We start from the raw sequence: 16,538 nt of genomic DNA, 5'->3' as shown, positions 1-16,538 counted from the left end.
CCTGAAATACAAAACACCCGATGCGGTGCATCGGGCGTTAGGGTGAAACAGGTGTAAACCTATTTCAGGACTAGACAAGGCATCAGGCCATTCGCTGAAGCGATGCACGAAGTCGCGACAATTCGCGCAAGCCCGCTAGAATCCCTCAAAACCATTTGGCATGTTGAAGCAGAGAACCAAGGATATGGGGCAAACAGCGGCAGCAGACATCGCCACAATCGGCCGAATCAGCGCGGTGCCGGCGATTCTTCAGGTAATCAGTGAATTGACCGGCTTGCGGTTCGCGGCGGTGGCCCGTGTTACCGACGACTCATGGACTGCCTGCGCGGTGCTCGATCGACTGGGTTTCGGTTTGCAGGTGGGCGATGAACTGGATTTGGTGTCCACGCTGTGCAACGAGGTCCGCCAGGGCCATCACTCGGTGGTGATCGACAAGGCCAGTGAAGACCCGCTCTATCGCGATCACCACACGCCCCGCACCTATCAATTCGAAAGCTACATTGCCGTGCCGATATTGCGCACAGACGGGCGTTTTTTCGGCACCCTTTGCGCCCTTGATCCCAATCCTGTGCCGCTCAAGGCCAGTACGATCCAGAGCACCATGGAGTCATTCGCCCGGATGCTGGCGCTGCAGATCGAGACCGAAGAAAACCTGCAACGAACCGAAGCGGCGCTGATCAAGGAACGCAAAACCACTGAGCTGCGAGAACAGTTCATTGCCGTGCTCGGCCATGACCTGCGCAACCCTTTGTTCGCCATCAGCGCCGGCGCTGAAATGCTTCTGCGCAAAGTCTCTGACCCGGCGAATGAGCAACGGGCCCGGCACATCCTCACCAGCGCTCGACGGGCGACCAAACTGGTGGACGATGTGCTGGACTTCGCGCGAGGCTCACTGGGCCGAGGCATCCCCGTAAATATCGAACCATGCCCAGACCTGGGAGATGCGTTGCGGCACGTGATTTTCGAGGTACAGAGCATTCACCCTAAACGCATCATTCAGTCATCGATTGGCGACCTGAGCAACATTCATTGCGATCGCGAACGGGTGGCGCAATTGCTGTCCAACCTGGTGGCGAACGCCGTTGTCCACGGAACTCCCGATGGCCCGATCGAGGTCAGTGCGCAGATCAAGGATGGGCACTTTGTGTTGAGCGTGAAGAATCAGGGGCTGATTGCCGAGGATGCGCTACCGCACTTGTTCCAGCCCTACTCGAAACCAACCGGCACAACATCGCAGGCCGGTCTCGGGTTGGGGTTGTACATTGCCAGTCAGATTGCGCAGTCCCATGGGGGGAAGCTGGAGGTGAGGTCAGAACCCTCATATGGCACCGACTTCACGTTCACACTTGCATTGAAGAAAGAAGCGCTTACTGCGTCTTAGATGCCTCAGTAGGGGTATGAGAAAAAGACGATTGGCTATCAAACACTACAACTGTCATGCGAAAAGTCGATGAGAGGGATTTCGTTCCATCCAGATGCACGATTTCGTATTTGGTTGGTGCGCCTACAGGTACTTTTGTCAGCGCTTCTTTGTTCAGCGGGATATGTAATGGGAAGAAATCACCAAAGCCGTATTTGTGGGTGGCGACCAGTACATCTCCTGCATATACGTTGGCGATCTCATTTTCGACAGCACTTCCTCGCTGCGGAATAATAACCTTCGGAGACAACGGACTGGACTCGTCACTGTATACCGTCAACGCCTGACCACCGACAACTACCATGGGCTGCAGATCTTCTTTCATGCCTAACTCCTTATGATAGGGCTGGTGTAGTTCAGTCACAACCAGAGCGGCTATCAGACGTCACGATAAAAAACCTGTCTACTGTCAGAAATTACAGGTACCACTGAAGTCGGGGGCCTTGATCGCAAGTATCCGATCAACGGCACACCGACTTTAACGAGGTATAAAGCTGCAATGCTTAGGGATCAGGCTGAAGTACTGACCCACAGCCCTTTCACTAGGCGCTCAACCGCGCCGTCACTTCATTCAGCTGCCCCGACAACCCATGCAGATTGTGACTCGCCGCTTCGGTGCGTTGCACGTTGTCCAGGTTGGTGCTGGCGATGCTGGTGATTTCGGTGAGGTTGCGCGAGATGTCTTCGGCCACCGAGGTCTGCTCTTCGGCGGCGGTGGCGATCTGGCGGTTCATGTCGCGAATGGCTTCCACGGCATGGGTGATGCGCTCGAGCATGGCGCCGGCCTGGGTCACTTGTTCGACACTTTCTTCACTGCGCGACTGGCCGCTTTCGATGGCCTGGGCCGCGTCCACCGCACCGGTTTGCACGGTTTGAATGATCTGGTTGATCTCGATGATCGACGCCGCCGTGCGTTGGGCCAGGCTGCGCACTTCATCGGCGACCACCGCAAAACCACGCCCGGCTTCACCGGCACGGGCCGCTTCGATTGCCGCGTTGAGCGCCAGCAGGTTGGTTTGCTCGGCGATGCCGCGAATCACTTCCAGCACTTTACCGATGCGCCCGCTGTCGGTTTCCAGACGACGGATGACCGCGGCGGTGTTGGCGATTTCACCGCGCATTTGGGTGATGGTGTGAATGGTGCCCTGCATGACTTTTTCGCCCTGCTGGGCGGATTGGTCGGCGTCATCGGCCGCACGTGCCGCGTCGGCTGCGTGCCGCGCGACTTCTTGCGCGGTGGCGGACATTTCGTTCATCGCCGTGGCCACCTGATCGGTGCGGTTGAACTGCTCGTTGGTGCCGCTGGCCATGAGGCCGGCAATCGAGTTCAGCTCGCCGCTGGCGCTGTCCAGATCCGTCGCACTGCGCTGCAAACGGCTGAAGGTTTCAGCGAGGAAATCGCGCAAGGTATTGGCGGCTTTGGCCAGGTTGCCCAACTCGTCCTGACGGGTACTGGCCACGCGCTCGGCGAACCGCCCTTGACTGAGTTGCGCCACGTAGTCGATCAGTTTACGGATCGGCTCCACTAGGTTGCGGTTGACCAGCCACAGACTCAACAGGCCAATCAGCAGGCCCGACACCAGCATCACCACGAGCCCCAGCAATACCGTCTGATCGGCGCTGGCGCTAATCAGCTTCGATTGCTCGGTGCCCTGCTTGCGCAGTTCGCTGACCAGTTCACTCATCTGCTCACTGGCGGCACGGTCCACGCCTTTGACCGCGTTGTCGCCAGCCGTTGGGTCGGCACCGGCCGCCACGTAGGCATCACGCCCCTTCTGATACGCCGCACCCAAGGCACGATGTTCTTCACGCAGGCGTTCGATGCGGGTCTTGAGTTGTGGCTCGATGCCCTTCTGCCCGGCCAGTTCACCGAGGATGCCTTGGACGTCGCGCTGGCGGTCCTCGAACTGCTTCCAGTATTTGTCCAGGTTCGCAGGTTCCTTGCCGCGCAGCAGCACGTTCTTCCATTCCTGAACCTGCACCTTGAATTGCAGGTTGGCTTCATCGATCAATTGCGACGTGTGCAACGGACCTTCGATCAGGTTCGCGTAGCTCTGAACGCCGCTGGACAGAAAGTGAAAGCAGGCCAAAGCGATCAGCAACATCGCCAACAGGCTGCCGCTCAACAGCGCGAGAATTTGTGCTCTCAGGGATTTTTGCAAAAACATCGAGTGATATCTCATGACAGGGATAAGGCACGCCCACGTGGCGTGCAAGATGTCTGGACATCCCTGTCAGCGACGCTGGTTCACGACCAGAATCGGAAGATCGACATCATCCACATCGGCGGGCCAGAGCCTTTCTTGAGCGCTTCCGACCACCGGTAGGAGGCGGTTTTCCGGCGCCACTCAACTGTCACAAAACCTTCAAGCTACGTTGCGATGATGAGGCTCAAGTGAACCTGTGAAACCCGCGACAGGCGCCTCCTCCAGCGAGACCTCATGAACCACAGCATCGACCAGCGCCATCGCGACTCCGACCTGTTCGGCCTGCTTTACGGTTTCAGTTTTCGCCCCGGCGAGCGCGGCCGGGAGATTGATTCGGCCAAGGCGCTGCACTACCTGCATCAGCCGGAAGACGAAGAGCAGTTTCTCTGGCTGCACCTGAACCTGGCCCATGCCGCGTGCGAGCGCTGGATGAAAAGCCATCTGGAATTACCCGACGAGTTTTTTGAAGCCTTGCACGAAGGTTCCCGTTCGACGCGCATCGAGCATGTCGATTCGGCGTTGCTGGCGGTGGTCAACGACGTGGTGTTCAACCTCAGCAGCATGGTCTCTTCGGATGTCTCGACGCTGTGGGTCTGTGCCCGCAGCCGGCTGATCATCAGCGCACGCCTGCAACCGCTGCATTCGGTGGACAAGCTGCGTTCTTCGGTGAAGGCCGGAGAATGCTTTCGCTCGCCGCTGGAGTTGCTGGTGCATTTACTGCGCGATCAGGGCGAAGTGCTGACGCAGATCGTGCGCAAGACCAGCCTCAGTGTCGATCAGATCGAAGATGAGTTGCTGTCTTCGCGCCTGTCCAACAACCGCGCCGAACTGGGCGCCAACCGCCGGGTGCTGGTGCGCCTGCAACGGTTGCTGGCGCTGGAGCCAGGCTCGTTGCTGCGCCTGCTCAATCGTCCGCCGCAATGGTTGCAGAAAGAGGACGTCAAGGAGTTGCGCAAGTCCACCGAGGAGTTTGCGCTGATCATCAACGACCTCACGGCCCTCGGCGAACGGATCAAGCTGTTGCAGGAAGAAATCGCCGCCAACCTCAACGAACAGAGTAACCGCACGCTGTTCACCCTGACCGTGGTCACGGTGCTGGCACTGCCGATCAACATCATCGCCGGTTTCTTCGGCATGAACGTTGGCGGCGTGCCGCTTGCCGATGATCCAGAGGGGTTCTGGGTTCTGGTGGCGCTGGTCGCGACGTTTACCCTGATTGCCGGCCGCTGGGCGTTTCGCAAGCGCCAGGATTATTGATCACGACCACTACCACCACCGTCCCTGTAGGAGCGAGGCTTGCCGGCGAACGCCTCGTTTTAACTGAATGACCGCGTTATCGTTCTTCGCGGGCAAGCCTCGCTCCTACAGTTTTTTTCGTGCGTGCCACGCATTTCGTCGCAAATTCAGGGGATTGCGCGTCTATTGATCCACCACCCACCGGATTGCACTTCAGTTTGCTAACGTCTGGCCGACTCATAAGAGACTCGATGCATTCAGGAGTGGGATCGTGAATCTGTATATCAATCAGCTTCAGCACAAAGCTGACTTTAAAGAAGCCATCTACGCCGGCGACATCTTCCTGAACACTCAGCTGCGAGCCGCCAAAGAGCTATGTGCGTTCGCCCAGGAAAGCATCACCGCCGCCTTCGACGGCGAGACCAATCACCAGGCGCTGCACACGCTGATGCCGGTGGAAGAATTCGTGGTACTGGTGACGCGCCTCAAAGGCCAGTTCACCAACAGCCAGCGCGCCAAGGACCTGATCCTGTCCTTTATCGACGAGATCGGTGTCGATCCGCGTGAGTACATTTTCGACGTGCCGCGCATTCGCGTGGTGCCGAACTATGACTACCTGCACGCCGGTGTCAGCTACGCCTACAAGCCTCATCGCGACACGTGGTACGGCAGCGTCGATTGCCAGATCAACACCTGGATGCCGGTGCATACCATTCGCCCCGACCAGACCATGATGATCAACGCCGGCTACTTCGACGTGCCGGTGAAGAACACCTCCAGCGAATGGAGCCTCAACGACTGGATCAACAATCAGCGGCACAAGGCCAAGGACAACCTCAAAGAGGAAGTCCGCGTGCACCCGGTGCCGCTGGAGGCAATCAATACCGCGTCTGAAGTGCGCATCGCCGGCAATACCGGCGAGATGCTGATCTTCTCCGGCTCGCATCTGCACGGCACGGTCGCCAATCACACCGAACAAACCCGCTTCAGCGTGGACTTCCGCCTGATGCACCTCGACGACCTCAAGCACAAGCGCGGCGCGATCAACGTCGACAGCGCCTGCCCTGACGTGGGCGCCGGTTTCAAAGACTATTTCCACGCCCACGACTTTTCGAATTTTCAAGGAATCGACCAATGACCAAGCGTCGCATCACGCCTGCCGAGGCCCAGTACAACGAAACCCGTGCCAACGTCCTGAAACGGGTCGATGCCGAATACGTGGCCGACGCGCCGTTCGTCTTCGCCAACCGTATCGGTGTGACCGCTGCTCTGTCGCGCATGGAGCTGTTCAAGAAAGTCGCCGAAATCCCGGGCGCGATCATTGAGTGCGGTGTGTACAAAGGCAACTCGTTGATGCTTTACATGCACCTGTCGATGATCCTGGAACCCTACGCGATCAACCGTTCGATTATCGGCTTCGACACCTTCGAAGGCTTCCAGAGCATCGACAAGAAAGAAGACCCGGCGGACGTCAACGAGACCATGTTCTCCGACACCGACCAGTCGCTGATCCAGGACATGATCGACGCCAACGACCTGCTGCGCCCGGTTAACCGTATCCCGCGCTGCGAGCTGGTCAAAGGCGACATCGTCAAAACCGTGCCGGAGTGGGTCCAGACCCGTCCGGACCTGGTAGTGGCGATGCTGATCCTCGACACCGACCTGTACGAGTCGACCAAAGTCGCTCTGGAAACTTTCCTGCCGTACATGCCAAAAGGCGCGATCGTGGTACTGGACGAAGTGGCTTACCGCAACTTCCCTGGCGAAACCAAAGCCCTGCGCGAAGTGCTCGACCTGAACAAGATCGAACTCAAGCGCCTGCCGTTCGATTCGTGCGTGGGTTACTTCCACGTCTAACGCATAACCCGCCACCCGTAGGAGCTAGGCTTGCCCGCGAAGAACGATAACGCGGTCATTCGGCTAAACCGCGGTGCCGTCTTCGCGGGCAAGCCTCGCTCCTACAAAGGCGGCTTTTAAACCTCACAAACTCTGCGCACCAACAGCCGCTCACGCACTACGTCATACGCCCAGTGATAGATATAGGTGTACGGCAGGAAAAACAGCAGTACGCCGATGTCCAGCAGGAACGCCTGCCACAGGCTGACCTTCAGCCACCAGGCAATCAACGGCACGCCAAACGCGACCAGACCGCCTTCGAACAACAGCGCATGCACCACGCGGACCCAAGCGTTACGCACAATGGCAAAGCGCTTGAGCAACCGGTCGAACAGGCCGTTGAAGACCACGTTCCAGGCCAGGGCAAGGGCTGCAATGGCCATGGTGACCGCGCCCATTTCCAGCATGGGTTTGTCCATGATCCAGGCCAGCAGCGGGGTACAGATCAATATCGCCAGCAGTTCGAAACCGATGGCCTGAAAAATTCGTTCAGTGATGGATTTGTTGGCGCTCATGGCCAGACTCCCTGAGTGACTGTGGTTGCCATGATCTATCATCACGCCGATACTTAATAACCAATAACCATCGATCAAGGCGATAGTTCATGGCTTCCCACGAAGTGCTGCTGGCGTTTGTTCAAGCGGCGACTCAAGGCTCGTTTTCCGCAGCGGCGCGCAAGCTCGGCCGCAGTCAGTCGACCATCAGCGCCGCAGTGTCCAGCCTGGAAATCGACCTCAATCTTGCCCTGTTCGATCGCAGCAGTCGCAAGCCGAGCCTGACCCCGGCCGGGCATGTCATGTTGCAGCGGGCCGAGGAGATTCTGGCCGCCACCAGCCGTCTGGAAATGACTGCTAGCCAACTGTCCCAAGGCGTCGAACCGAAGCTGACCGTGGCGATTTCCGACACCTATCAGTCCAACCGTTTTGAAGCGGCTCTTAGTGCTTTCGAGCAGCGTTATCCAGACCTGGAACTTGAATGCCTGATCGCCGAATGCGATGACCTGGTGGCGTTGGTGCAACGCGGTCGAGCGCATGTCGCCTTCGCCGAGATGCAAGACAGCTACCCGCCAGACCTGGTCAGTTCGACGGTGGACGAGCGGACGGAAATCGCCCTGTTCGTGTCCCATGCGCACCCATTGGCGAAGCTCAAGGGCATCGATCAGGATGTGCTGCAACAGCATCGCGAGCTGCGTCTGGCGACGATCGTCAATCCGTATGAAAGCCGAGCGAAGGGGCGTGTCTGGTCGGCGCCAAGCTATTTGATGCTGCTGGAAATGGCCCAGGGCGGATTCGGCTGGGCGCCGTTGCCTCGCTGGTTGGTGGGGCGGTTCGGGGCGGGCTCGTTGGTGGAGCTGAATATGCGCGGCTGGCCGAAAGCGGTGTACGTCGATGCGTTGTGGTCGCGGCTGCATCCGCCGGGGCCGGCGGGGAGTTGGTTGCTTGGCAAGATGTTGGAGTGATGTGATCTTGTGGGCCCCTTCGCGGGCAAGCCTCGCTCCTACAGGATTCGTGTCGATTACCCGATTGGGATCAACCGGCCCTTGTAGGAGCGAGGCTTGCCCGCGAAGGGGCCTGCAAGATCACATCATCTCAACTCCCGTAATCGCCCCTCGATAAACCGCCGTTCCGGCACTTGCTGTGTCAATTCCAGCGCACGCTCATACGCCGCTCGTGCCTCGTCCACCCTCCCCAACTGCCGGTAAAACTCTGCCCGCGCCGAATGCGCCAAGTGGTAATCCAGCAACTCGCCCCGCGCGAGAATCCCTTCAATCAACGTCAACCCTGCCAACGGGCCATCGCGCTTGGCCAGTGCCGCCGCGCGGTTGAGTTCGATTACCGGTGACGGCACAGCCCGCAGCAGCACGTCATACAGGCCAACAATCTGCGGCCAGTCCGTCTCCGCCGCCGTGGGCGCTTCGGCGTGCACCGCCGCAATCGCCGCTTGCAGGCAATAAGGCCCGAAACGCCGCGTCGTCAGGGCCCGCTCCACCAGTGCGCAACCTTCGACAATCAGCTCGGCGTCCCACAACGAGCGATCCTGCTCGTCCAGCACAATCAGCTCACCGTCGGGCGAAGTCCTGGCCGGGCGCCGGGACTCATGCAACAGCATCAGCGCCAGCAGCCCCATCACTTCCGGTTCAGGGAGCAATTCCATCAGCAACCGACCGAGACGAATCGCTTCACGCGTCAGGTCTTCGCGAGTCAATTCATTGCCGATAGACGCCGAATACCCTTCATTGAACACCAGGTAAATCACCCGTAGCACGCTGTCGAGACGCTCGGGCAATTCCGTCAGGGTGGGCACTTGGTAAGGGATTTTCGCGTCACGAATCTTGGCCTTGGCCCGCACGATGCGCTGGGCGATGGTGGCCGGTGCCGAGAGGAAGGCCCGGGCGATTTCTTCCGTGGTCAGGTCGCAGACTTCGCGCAGGGTCAACGGCACTTGAGCGTCCGCTGCCAGTGCCGGGTGACAACAAGTGAAGATCAGCCGCAAGCGATCGTCTTCCACGTCTTCGTCACTCCAGTCAGCCTGCTCCAGCTCTTCCAGTTGAGCGATCAACATCGGCCGAGACGCGTTAAAACGCGCGCGCCGGCGCAATACATCGATGGCCTTGAAGCGTCCGGTGGACACCAGCCAGGTGCGCGGATTGTCCGGTACACCGTCACGCTGCCAGCGCTCGACCGCGACGAAGAACGCCTCGTGCAGCGCTTCTTCGGCGAGGTCGAAATCGCCGAGCAGACGGATCAAGGTCGCCAGAATCCGCCGCGAGTCTTCGCGGTAAACCTGCTCGACTCGCGCCTTGACCGCTGCGCCCGCCATCACTCAGGGATTCAACTGGCGCACAGGACGCACTTCAACGCTGCCGACCCGGGCCGCCGGGATGTTGCCGGCGACCTGGATGGCTTCATTGAGGTCCTTGGCATCGATCAGGTAGAAGCCGGCCAACTGCTCCTTGGTTTCAGCGAACGGGCCATCGGTGACCGACATTTTGCCGTTGCGCATGCGCACGGTGGTCGCAGTCTGCACCGACTCCAGCGCTTCGGCGGCGATCATCCGGCCGCTGCCCTGGATCGACTCGGCATAGGCCATGCACTCGGCGTCGTGGGGGCTTTCGGGCAGCGAGTGCAACTCGTGCTCATTGCTGTAGACCAGGCATAAATACTTCATGGGACTCTCCATTCTTTAAGGCTCGGCCCTAATCGAACTGATCAACTATGGCTGCAGATGGGTACTTTGGCGCTGCTTTCCGATAAACAGCCCGACGATCAAGGTTTCAGGTCGAACAGGGCCGCGCCGCTCGTCATGTCGAAGGGGGCCGACCAGTGTTCGTGGACGATCTGCCATAGCCCCGCTTCCTGGCGGTAGCACGCGGTAACGCGCATCCAGCAGGCCTGGGTTTCACCCTTCTCATTGGTGCCGCCGCAATGCGCCAGCCAATGAGCGAAAGCGATCTCCTGCGAGGGTACGACGTTGATCTCATGGAACTCGAAAATATGCGGGCCAGGGCACATTTCCATGCATTCCTGCCAATGCGCACGGTAGGCGGCCTTGCCCTTGAATTGCAGGGCTTTTACGGCATCGAAGGAGACGATGTCATCGGCGTACAGGGCCATGACCTTTTCCACGTCCTTGGCCATGACTGCCTGGCGATAGGTATCAATCAGGTTATGGATTTGTGTCTGAGCATTCATGATGGTTCTCCGTGGTTTTTTTGTTGAAGACACCCTTAGTCGTCTGGCGAAAAGCCAAATCGACAACCGAAATAAAAATAATCCATTGGAGTAAATTCGCTAGAATCCGAGGCTCATTTCCGTTGGAAAAAGGACACTCCAGTGACAGCCCGACTCGTGCCTTACGAAAACCTGAACGCCCTGCAGCGTCAACAGGTCGAGGCGATCGAAATCCACGCCGAACAAATCAGGTTCTCTGGCGACATTCATGGGGCGTTGCACACTTTGCTGTCCAAGCCTGGCCCTGGCGTTAAAGGCTTTGCGCTACTAGTGGAGGATGTTCCGGTGGCCTTCCTGCTGCTCAAGCGCCCGCCGGTGCTGCCGGCTTGGGCCGACGAACACAGCGCCACCCTGCACGCCCTGCAAGTCGATCGCCGCGCCCAGGGCAAAGGTTATGGCAAAGCCTGCCTGCAAGCCCTGCCCGAGGTTGCGCGCCAGGCCTGGCCGGAAATCAAAGGGCTGGAGTTGTCGGTGGATGCAGACAATGAGTCGGCCATCGCGCTGTATGCCAAGCATGGCTATGTCGACAGCGGCGAAGCGTACAAAGGCCGGATCGGTTACGAACGGCGCATGGGGCTGGTTTTCTGATCGTAGAGGGATGAACGATGTTGAATTCAATCGAAGCGCTGGAAGCGATCTACGGACTGCCCCATGACCGCGCGGTGCGCAAGCAGATCCCGTTTCTGAACGAGGACTATCAGGCGATGGTCCGCGCCTCGCCACTGGTGATTATCAGCTCGGTCGGCCCCGACGGCATGGACGGCTCGCCACGCGGCGATACGCCGGGTTTCGTGCGGATCGTCGATGAACGCACGTTGGCGATCCCGGATCGACCGGGCAACAACCGCATCGACACGCTGCGCAATGTCGTGCTCGATTCGCGGGTATCGCTGCTGTTCATCATCCCGGGAATTGGCGAGACGTTGCGGGTCAACGGCACAGCGCAGATCAGCGCTGAGCCCGAGTTGCTGGAGAGTTTTGCAGTCAACGGCAAATCAGCACGCACGGTGATGCTGGTGACGGTGCAAGCGGCGTATTTTCACTGTTCAAAAGCGATTGTGCGCTCGGATTTGTGGAACCCGCAGAAACACCTCGAACGCTCAGCCCTGCCGACCGCCGGCGCGTTTCACAAGCGCCTGAACGATGGGCAGTTCGATGCCGAGGCGTATGACCGGGAAGCACCGGTGAGAGTGCGCAACAGTCTCTACTGATTACCTGACACCACCATTCAATGTGGGAGCTGGCTTGCTCGCGAAAGCGGTCTGTCATCCAACATTGATGTTGAATGTGATGGCCCTTTCGCGAGCAAGCCCGCTCCCACCTTAGATCGGCGAACTACCACAACCCTTTTGAACACGGGCTCTGGCGGTTTTTAATGGTCACTGGAATTTCATTAAAACCCTGCTGTACTCAGCCAGGGTACTGGAGATGGTTCTGTAGTCCATCTGCTGGATGCACAACTACGGTGTTATCTCTGCAGGGAAATTCGCTATGTCTTTGTTCAAACGCTCGGCTACAGAATTGGTGGGGACGTTCTGGTTAGTGTTAGGAGGGTGCGGCAGTGCGGTTCTGGCGGCCGCGTTTCCAGATGTGGGGATCGGATTGCTGGGGGTGTCCCTGGCATTCGGTTTGACGGTGCTGACGATGGCCTTCGCCATCGGCCACATTTCGGGCTGTCATCTCAACCCTGCGGTCTCGGTCGGGCTGGTGGTCGGTGGACGATTCCCCGCCAAAGAATTGCCTGCCTATATCATCGCCCAAGTGATTGGCGGGATCATCGCAGCGGCTCTGCTGTACTTCATCGCCAGCGGCAAACCCGGCTTCGAACTGGCCAGCGGCCTTGCCTCCAATGGCTACGGCGAACACTCGCCCGGCGGCTACTCGATGGCGGCGGGTTTTGTCAGTGAACTGGTGATGACCGCCATGTTCATCCTGATCATCCTCGGCGCCACCGATAAACGCGCCCCGGCCGGGCTGGCGCCCATCGCCATCGGCCTGGCCCTGACCCTGATCCACCTGATTTCGATTCCGGTCACCAACACCTCGGTCAACCCGGCACGCAGTACGGGCCCGGCGCTGATTGTCGGCGGTTGGGCGATTCAACAACTGTGGCTGTTCTGGCTGGCCCCATTACTGGGTGCGGTCGTCGGTGGCGTGATGTATCGCTGGTTGAGTAAAGAAGACAGAACGCCAGCCTACGCCGATGAACCGGCAGCACAAAGAGAGGATTAGCCTTGTCGGTAGGGTAACGCGGTCTTTGCGTCTTCTGCATAACCCAAGACCCCGATACGTTCACGCTCGAGGAAGTCTTTCACCGCTGACTTCAAGCCCGGATGGCGCAGGTAATGCCAGGAGTGGGTGATCACCGGTTCGAATCCACGGATCAACTTGTGCTCACCCTGCGCGCCAGCGTCAAAACGCTGAAAACCATTGGCAATCGCGTAATCCATGCCCTGATAGAAACAGGTCTCGAAATGCAGGCGATCGAACTCCGCGAGGCAACCCCAGTAACGGCCATAAAAGCTGTCGCCACCAACCAGACTGAAGGCCATGGCCACCGGTCGTGAGCCTTGTTTGGCCAGTACTACACGGATCGACTCCGGCATGCGCTCGGCCAGCAGACTGAAAAATTCCCGCGTCAGATACGGCGCTTGCCGACGCACCGCGTAGGTATTGGCGTAGCAGGCATACACAAAGTCCCACTGCGCCTGGTCCAGTTGCCGTCCTTCCAGCCATTCGAAATAGATGCCCTGCCCCGCCACTTGCTCACGCTCCTTGCGCATTTGCTTGCGCTTGCGCGAACTGAGGGCGTCGAGGAAGTCCTGAAAATCCCGATAACCACGATTCTGCCAATGGTACTGACAGCCTATACGCTGCAACCAGCCTGGCTGTTCGGCCAATGCCGCGTCGGTGAATGGATCGGTGAAGTTGATATGGGCGCTGGAGAGTCCTTCGATCTCCAGGTAACCCGGCAGGCTCTGCAGGAGTTCGAAACCGTCCTCGATGGTCGCCGTCAGCAATCGCGGCCCGCTGACCGGGCTGAACGGCACCGCCGTCAACAGCTTGGGGTAGTAGTCGATGCCGGCACGCTCACAGGCTTCGGCCCAGGCATGGTCGAACACGTACTCGCCATAAGAATGCCATTTGCGGTAACTGGGCAGCGCAGCGATCAGGCGATCGCCTTCAATGTGCAACAGATGCTCGGGCTGCCAGCCGGAATGCGGGCCGAGGCTGCCGCTGTCTTCCAGTGCACTCAGAAAAGCATGGCGCAGAAACGGCTGAGTTTCCGGCACCAGCGCGTCCCAGGTGTGCGGCGCGATTTCGGACAGACGTTCCAGACGTTGCAGTGGCATTAGTATCCCCGACCATCATTTTCTACAGATGGGACGAGTATCGCTTATCTGATTGCCTGACCCGAAATAAAAAAACCCCGCCGAAGCGGGGTTAAAACGAGAGGAGCTTTAACGGATGAAGAAAGAGCTCTTGTTGCAGTTACTACGGTTTAGAACACGTATTGCGCGCGGACCACAAAACCATCACCGTCGTCGTCGCCAGTGCGACGCGCAGGCGTCGTGCCGCTGGCAGCCGTGGCATTGGTCACGTTATCGGTCTTGGCCTTGAGGTAGGCGCCAGTGATTTTCACCGCTTCGTTGGCATACCAGTTGACGCCCAGGGTGTGCACTTTGGCTTCGGCATCGCCGACATCGCGGGTCAGGCTGGCGGTGGTGATGTTGTCGTCTTCGACAGTCAGGCTGTCGTAACGATAGAACAGCTCCCAGGCACCGATGGACTTGTTGGCTGGCTTGATCGCATCGAACTTGCCAACTTTATAGCCACGGGATTCGCCGGTGAGGGTGTAGGCACCCTGAACATAGAAACCGCGACCTTCGATGTCTTCACGGCTGCTGTCATCGGCCTTGGTTTTGCGGGCGATGTATTCACCCTGGATCGAGGCCGGGCCCATGGCGAATGCGGCTTCCAGGCCGACAGCGTCGTCACGGTCATAGGAGCCGGCAGGCGAAGTGGAACTGCCGCCCAACACCGGACGGTTGCCGTTGGTGCCAGCATCGTTGCCGCCGAGGGTTTCGACGCCACGCATGCCCATGCGGGTGCGATAACGCGAATCGAAGGCTGTGTCGGAGACGTCACGGGACGCCACGTTCACACCGAAGTGCAGCACGTTGCCGGCGTCATGCATCGGGGCGAAGACAAAGCGGCCGTTGACCTGTTTAACGCTGTTGCCATCGGTATCGTCGGTGTCTTTGCTGAACACGCCGGCGGACGCGTAGAACGAATCAGCGAAGGTGCTGGAAGCTTGCAGACCCAGGCCATTCTGGTGGCCGTTCGCCCAATCGACCATGTCGTACGCCATGTTGCGTTCTGGCGCGGTAACCCACTTGGAACTGGTGGCTTTTTCCAGGCCGAAGTCCGGGTCGAAACGACCGACTTTGATCGAGACCGGTTTGAAGCCGTTATAGGCCAGCGACGCTTCGTCGAAGTAACCGTTGTCGGAATCACCGGTGTTGTGGGAGAAGTCGTAGCTGATGGTGTAAGCCCAATCCGTGTACAGCACACCGGACAGCTCAAGGAACGCGCGACGGAAGTAGGCCGCGTCGGCGGTATCGCCGTTTCTGGTGTAGATACCATCGAACTGGCTGTAGTCAGCCTGCAAGCGACCGCCGAGTTTGAAGCTGAATTCTTTATCGGTGGTGGCGACTTCGAGGCCGCCCTTGGTTTTGACTACGATATCGGCGCCGTCAGTGGTGACGGTGCCAGCGAAAGCCTGGGCGGTTACTGCCATGGCCAATACGCTGGCGGCAAAACCGGCGAAGTGCTTACGGATCATCGAAGAGTTCCCCTAATTGGTGGTCTGTAGCTTGGAAACACGCGGTTCTGGCCCGCTTGTGTTGGGAGGGAATCTTGGAGGCGGTGTATTTCAGCCGGGTTGCTGATAGATAAAGATTTTATGACAAGGGAACTTTTTTACTTCGAATCGAAATAACAAAAAAGCAGCCACAGGGGAGGAGATGCAAGCCACACGCTAGAGGGGCTGAAGGGTGTATTACGGGCGGGAAAACTACGGCTTGTTCTTCAGATGTTCCTTGGCAAGCCGTTCAGCCAGCGCATCCAGATCAGTTACAGGCGGCTCAGGCATCACTTTCAGCGTGGCCTGCACCAACCGCATCTGCCGAATGAACCGTCGGCAGTTAGGGCAAAACATCAAATGATGCCGCACCATCAGCCGCTCACGAAAACTCAACTGCCCATCGAGATAATCGCTGGAGCGCGCCACTTGTTCCTTACAGGTCAACATTCGCCGGTTTCCTCAAAATGCTCCACGGTCGCAAAGACCTTCAATCGTGCCCGGTGCAGCAACACACGAACATTGGAGAGCGATATCTCCAGAAGATTACAAATCTCCTCCAGCTCCAGCCCTTGTCGCTCGCGTAACAGCAAAACACTGCTTTGCAGTTCCGACAGGCTGAGCAACGTATGCTCCAGACATTCGCGAAGCTCGTTTTCGGTCAACAGGGCTTCTGGCGTGTCCTGATGCCAGGCGTAAGGCGCCACCAGCCAGTGACCATCACTCGATGAAAAACGATCGTCATCGAGCGTGCCGTGAGGCGACGGCAGGTCATCGAGCAGCACTTCCCGGCGGTTTTGCTTGTAGCGGCTCTTGGCCGAGTTGGCAGTGATGGTCAGCAGCCAGGTCTTGAGGCTCGAACGCCCCTCGAACCCGTCGAGATTGCGCACCACCGACAGCCAGGCATCCTGTACCACTTCGTCGACGTGTCGGTTGCCTACGATGGCATAGGCCACTGCGCGCATGGCGCTTTGATAAGTGCTGACCAGTTCCTTGAAAGCCCTCTGCTCACCCGCCAGCAGGCGTTCGAGCAGTTGAGCGTCGTCAGCAGCAGCCATGCAAACCTCGTATCAGACCCATCGATATTGTGGCGAGGGCTTGCCCCAACGCCAGTGTAGGAGCCAGGCTTGCCGGCGAAGGCGTCCTTAAGAGCGCCTTCGCCGGCAAGCCTGGCTCCTACGAAA

At 58.7% G+C, this 16,538-nt stretch carries 18 protein-coding genes; 8 read left to right on the top strand and 10 right to left on the bottom strand.

Annotated elements, in window-relative coordinates; genetic code table 11:
- The first annotated feature begins 184 nt into the window (after positions 1 to 184).
- Entirely contained in the window at positions 185 to 1,381 is a 1,197-nt protein-coding gene (locus NHU87_RS27815; protein ID WP_253554868.1) for a GAF domain-containing sensor histidine kinase, read from the top strand.
- Here the strand turns inward: NHU87_RS27815 and NHU87_RS27810 are convergent.
- Together NHU87_RS27810 and NHU87_RS27805 are read right to left on the bottom strand one after the other, a co-directional pair.
- Positions 1,368 to 1,745 (bottom strand): hypothetical protein, encoded by a 378-nt coding sequence (locus NHU87_RS27810; RefSeq protein ID WP_253554863.1) that lies wholly within the window; start codon positions 1,743 to 1,745, stop codon positions 1,368 to 1,370. The two genes, NHU87_RS27815 and NHU87_RS27810, sit on opposite strands and share 14 nt — an antisense overlap.
- 217 nt (positions 1,746 to 1,962) lie before the next feature.
- A complete protein-coding gene (locus NHU87_RS27805; protein ID WP_253554861.1) occupies positions 1,963 to 3,588 on the bottom strand; it encodes a methyl-accepting chemotaxis protein in 1,626 nt (541 codons plus the stop codon).
- A 273-nt stretch (positions 3,589 to 3,861) separates the two neighbouring features.
- Here NHU87_RS27805 and NHU87_RS27800 point away from each other — a divergent pair, with 273 nt between their 5' ends.
- From NHU87_RS27800 to NHU87_RS27790, 3 genes are all read left to right on the top strand, one after another.
- Entirely contained in the window at positions 3,862 to 4,884 is a 1,023-nt protein-coding gene (locus NHU87_RS27800) for a transporter (protein WP_253554858.1), read from the top strand.
- 250 nt (positions 4,885 to 5,134) lie between these two features.
- A complete protein-coding gene (locus tag NHU87_RS27795; RefSeq protein ID WP_007898748.1) occupies positions 5,135 to 6,001 on the top strand; it encodes a hypothetical protein in 867 nt (288 codons plus the stop codon).
- Positions 5,998 to 6,720, top strand: a complete 723-nt coding sequence (locus NHU87_RS27790) for a TylF/MycF/NovP-related O-methyltransferase (RefSeq protein WP_007898747.1) — start codon at positions 5,998 to 6,000, stop codon at positions 6,718 to 6,720. Before NHU87_RS27795 ends, NHU87_RS27790 begins: the two co-directional genes overlap by 4 nt.
- Before the next feature lie 116 nt (positions 6,721 to 6,836).
- Here the strand turns inward: NHU87_RS27790 and NHU87_RS27785 are convergent, their stop codons facing one another.
- The gene (locus tag NHU87_RS27785) at positions 6,837 to 7,274 is read right to left on the bottom strand and encodes a multidrug/biocide efflux PACE transporter (RefSeq protein ID WP_253554855.1); all 438 of its coding nucleotides are present in this window, start codon (positions 7,272 to 7,274) and stop codon (positions 6,837 to 6,839) included.
- 89 nt (positions 7,275 to 7,363) lie between these two features.
- Between NHU87_RS27785 and NHU87_RS27780 the strand changes: the two genes are divergently transcribed.
- On the top strand, positions 7,364 to 8,218 hold the full coding sequence (locus NHU87_RS27780; protein ID WP_253554849.1) for a LysR family transcriptional regulator: 855 nt from the start codon (positions 7,364 to 7,366) through the stop codon (positions 8,216 to 8,218).
- Positions 8,219 to 8,343: 125 nt separating this feature from the next.
- On the opposite strand, the gene NHU87_RS27775 is transcribed toward NHU87_RS27780, so the two are convergent.
- The 3 genes from NHU87_RS27775 to NHU87_RS27765 all read right to left on the bottom strand — a co-directional run bounded on the left by NHU87_RS27775 (position 8,344) and on the right by NHU87_RS27765 (position 10,451).
- Entirely contained in the window at positions 8,344 to 9,579 is a 1,236-nt protein-coding gene (locus tag NHU87_RS27775; protein WP_253554866.1) for an RNA polymerase sigma factor, read from the bottom strand.
- A gap of 3 nt (positions 9,580 to 9,582) precedes the next feature.
- A complete protein-coding gene (locus tag NHU87_RS27770; protein ID WP_253554846.1) occupies positions 9,583 to 9,927 on the bottom strand; it encodes a YciI family protein in 345 nt (114 codons plus the stop codon).
- Between the two features lie 98 nt (positions 9,928 to 10,025).
- The gene (locus NHU87_RS27765; RefSeq protein WP_253554836.1) at positions 10,026 to 10,451 is read right to left on the bottom strand and encodes a YybH family protein; all 426 of its coding nucleotides are present in this window, start codon (positions 10,449 to 10,451) and stop codon (positions 10,026 to 10,028) included.
- 141 nt (positions 10,452 to 10,592) lie between these two features.
- Between NHU87_RS27765 and NHU87_RS27760 the strand changes: the two genes are divergently transcribed.
- The 3 genes from NHU87_RS27760 (at position 10,593) to aqpZ (ending at position 12,722) form a co-directional block, all read left to right on the top strand.
- A complete protein-coding gene (locus NHU87_RS27760; protein ID WP_253554834.1) occupies positions 10,593 to 11,078 on the top strand; it encodes a GNAT family N-acetyltransferase in 486 nt (161 codons plus the stop codon).
- A 17-nt stretch (positions 11,079 to 11,095) separates the two neighbouring features.
- Positions 11,096 to 11,701: a pyridoxamine 5'-phosphate oxidase family protein gene (locus NHU87_RS27755; protein WP_253554831.1), complete on the top strand. Its 606-nt coding sequence runs from the start codon at positions 11,096 to 11,098 to the stop codon at positions 11,699 to 11,701.
- A 280-nt stretch (positions 11,702 to 11,981) separates the two neighbouring features.
- A complete protein-coding gene (aqpZ, locus tag NHU87_RS27750; protein ID WP_253554829.1) occupies positions 11,982 to 12,722 on the top strand; it encodes an aquaporin Z in 741 nt (246 codons plus the stop codon).
- Here the strand turns inward: aqpZ and NHU87_RS27745 are convergent.
- The 4 genes from NHU87_RS27745 to NHU87_RS27730 form a co-directional block, all read right to left on the bottom strand.
- Positions 12,719 to 13,843: a GNAT family N-acetyltransferase gene (locus NHU87_RS27745; protein WP_253554827.1), complete on the bottom strand. Its 1,125-nt coding sequence runs from the start codon at positions 13,841 to 13,843 to the stop codon at positions 12,719 to 12,721. The genes aqpZ and NHU87_RS27745 overlap by 4 nt on opposite strands.
- Positions 13,844 to 13,992: 149 nt before the next feature.
- Positions 13,993 to 15,336: an OprO/OprP family phosphate-selective porin gene (locus tag NHU87_RS27740; RefSeq protein ID WP_253554825.1), complete on the bottom strand. Its 1,344-nt coding sequence runs from the start codon at positions 15,334 to 15,336 to the stop codon at positions 13,993 to 13,995.
- Positions 15,337 to 15,567: 231 nt separating this feature from the next.
- Complete coding sequence (locus tag NHU87_RS27735; protein WP_253554820.1) at positions 15,568 to 15,804, bottom strand: anti-sigma factor family protein; 237 nt, start codon at positions 15,802 to 15,804, stop codon at positions 15,568 to 15,570.
- On the bottom strand, positions 15,798 to 16,412 hold the full coding sequence (locus NHU87_RS27730) for an RNA polymerase sigma factor (RefSeq protein WP_253554817.1): 615 nt from the start codon (positions 16,410 to 16,412) through the stop codon (positions 15,798 to 15,800). The genes NHU87_RS27735 and NHU87_RS27730 overlap by 7 nt, the downstream gene beginning before the upstream one ends.
- Positions 16,413 to 16,538 lie beyond the last annotated feature (126 nt).

The sequence above is a fragment of the Pseudomonas mandelii genome, assembly GCF_024138395.1.
GTDB classification, from domain to species: domain Bacteria; phylum Pseudomonadota; class Gammaproteobacteria; order Pseudomonadales; family Pseudomonadaceae; genus Aquipseudomonas; species Aquipseudomonas mandelii_E.
The sequence above is the reverse complement of the archived record's forward strand: the minus strand, read 5'-3'. Positions and strand labels throughout refer to the sequence as shown.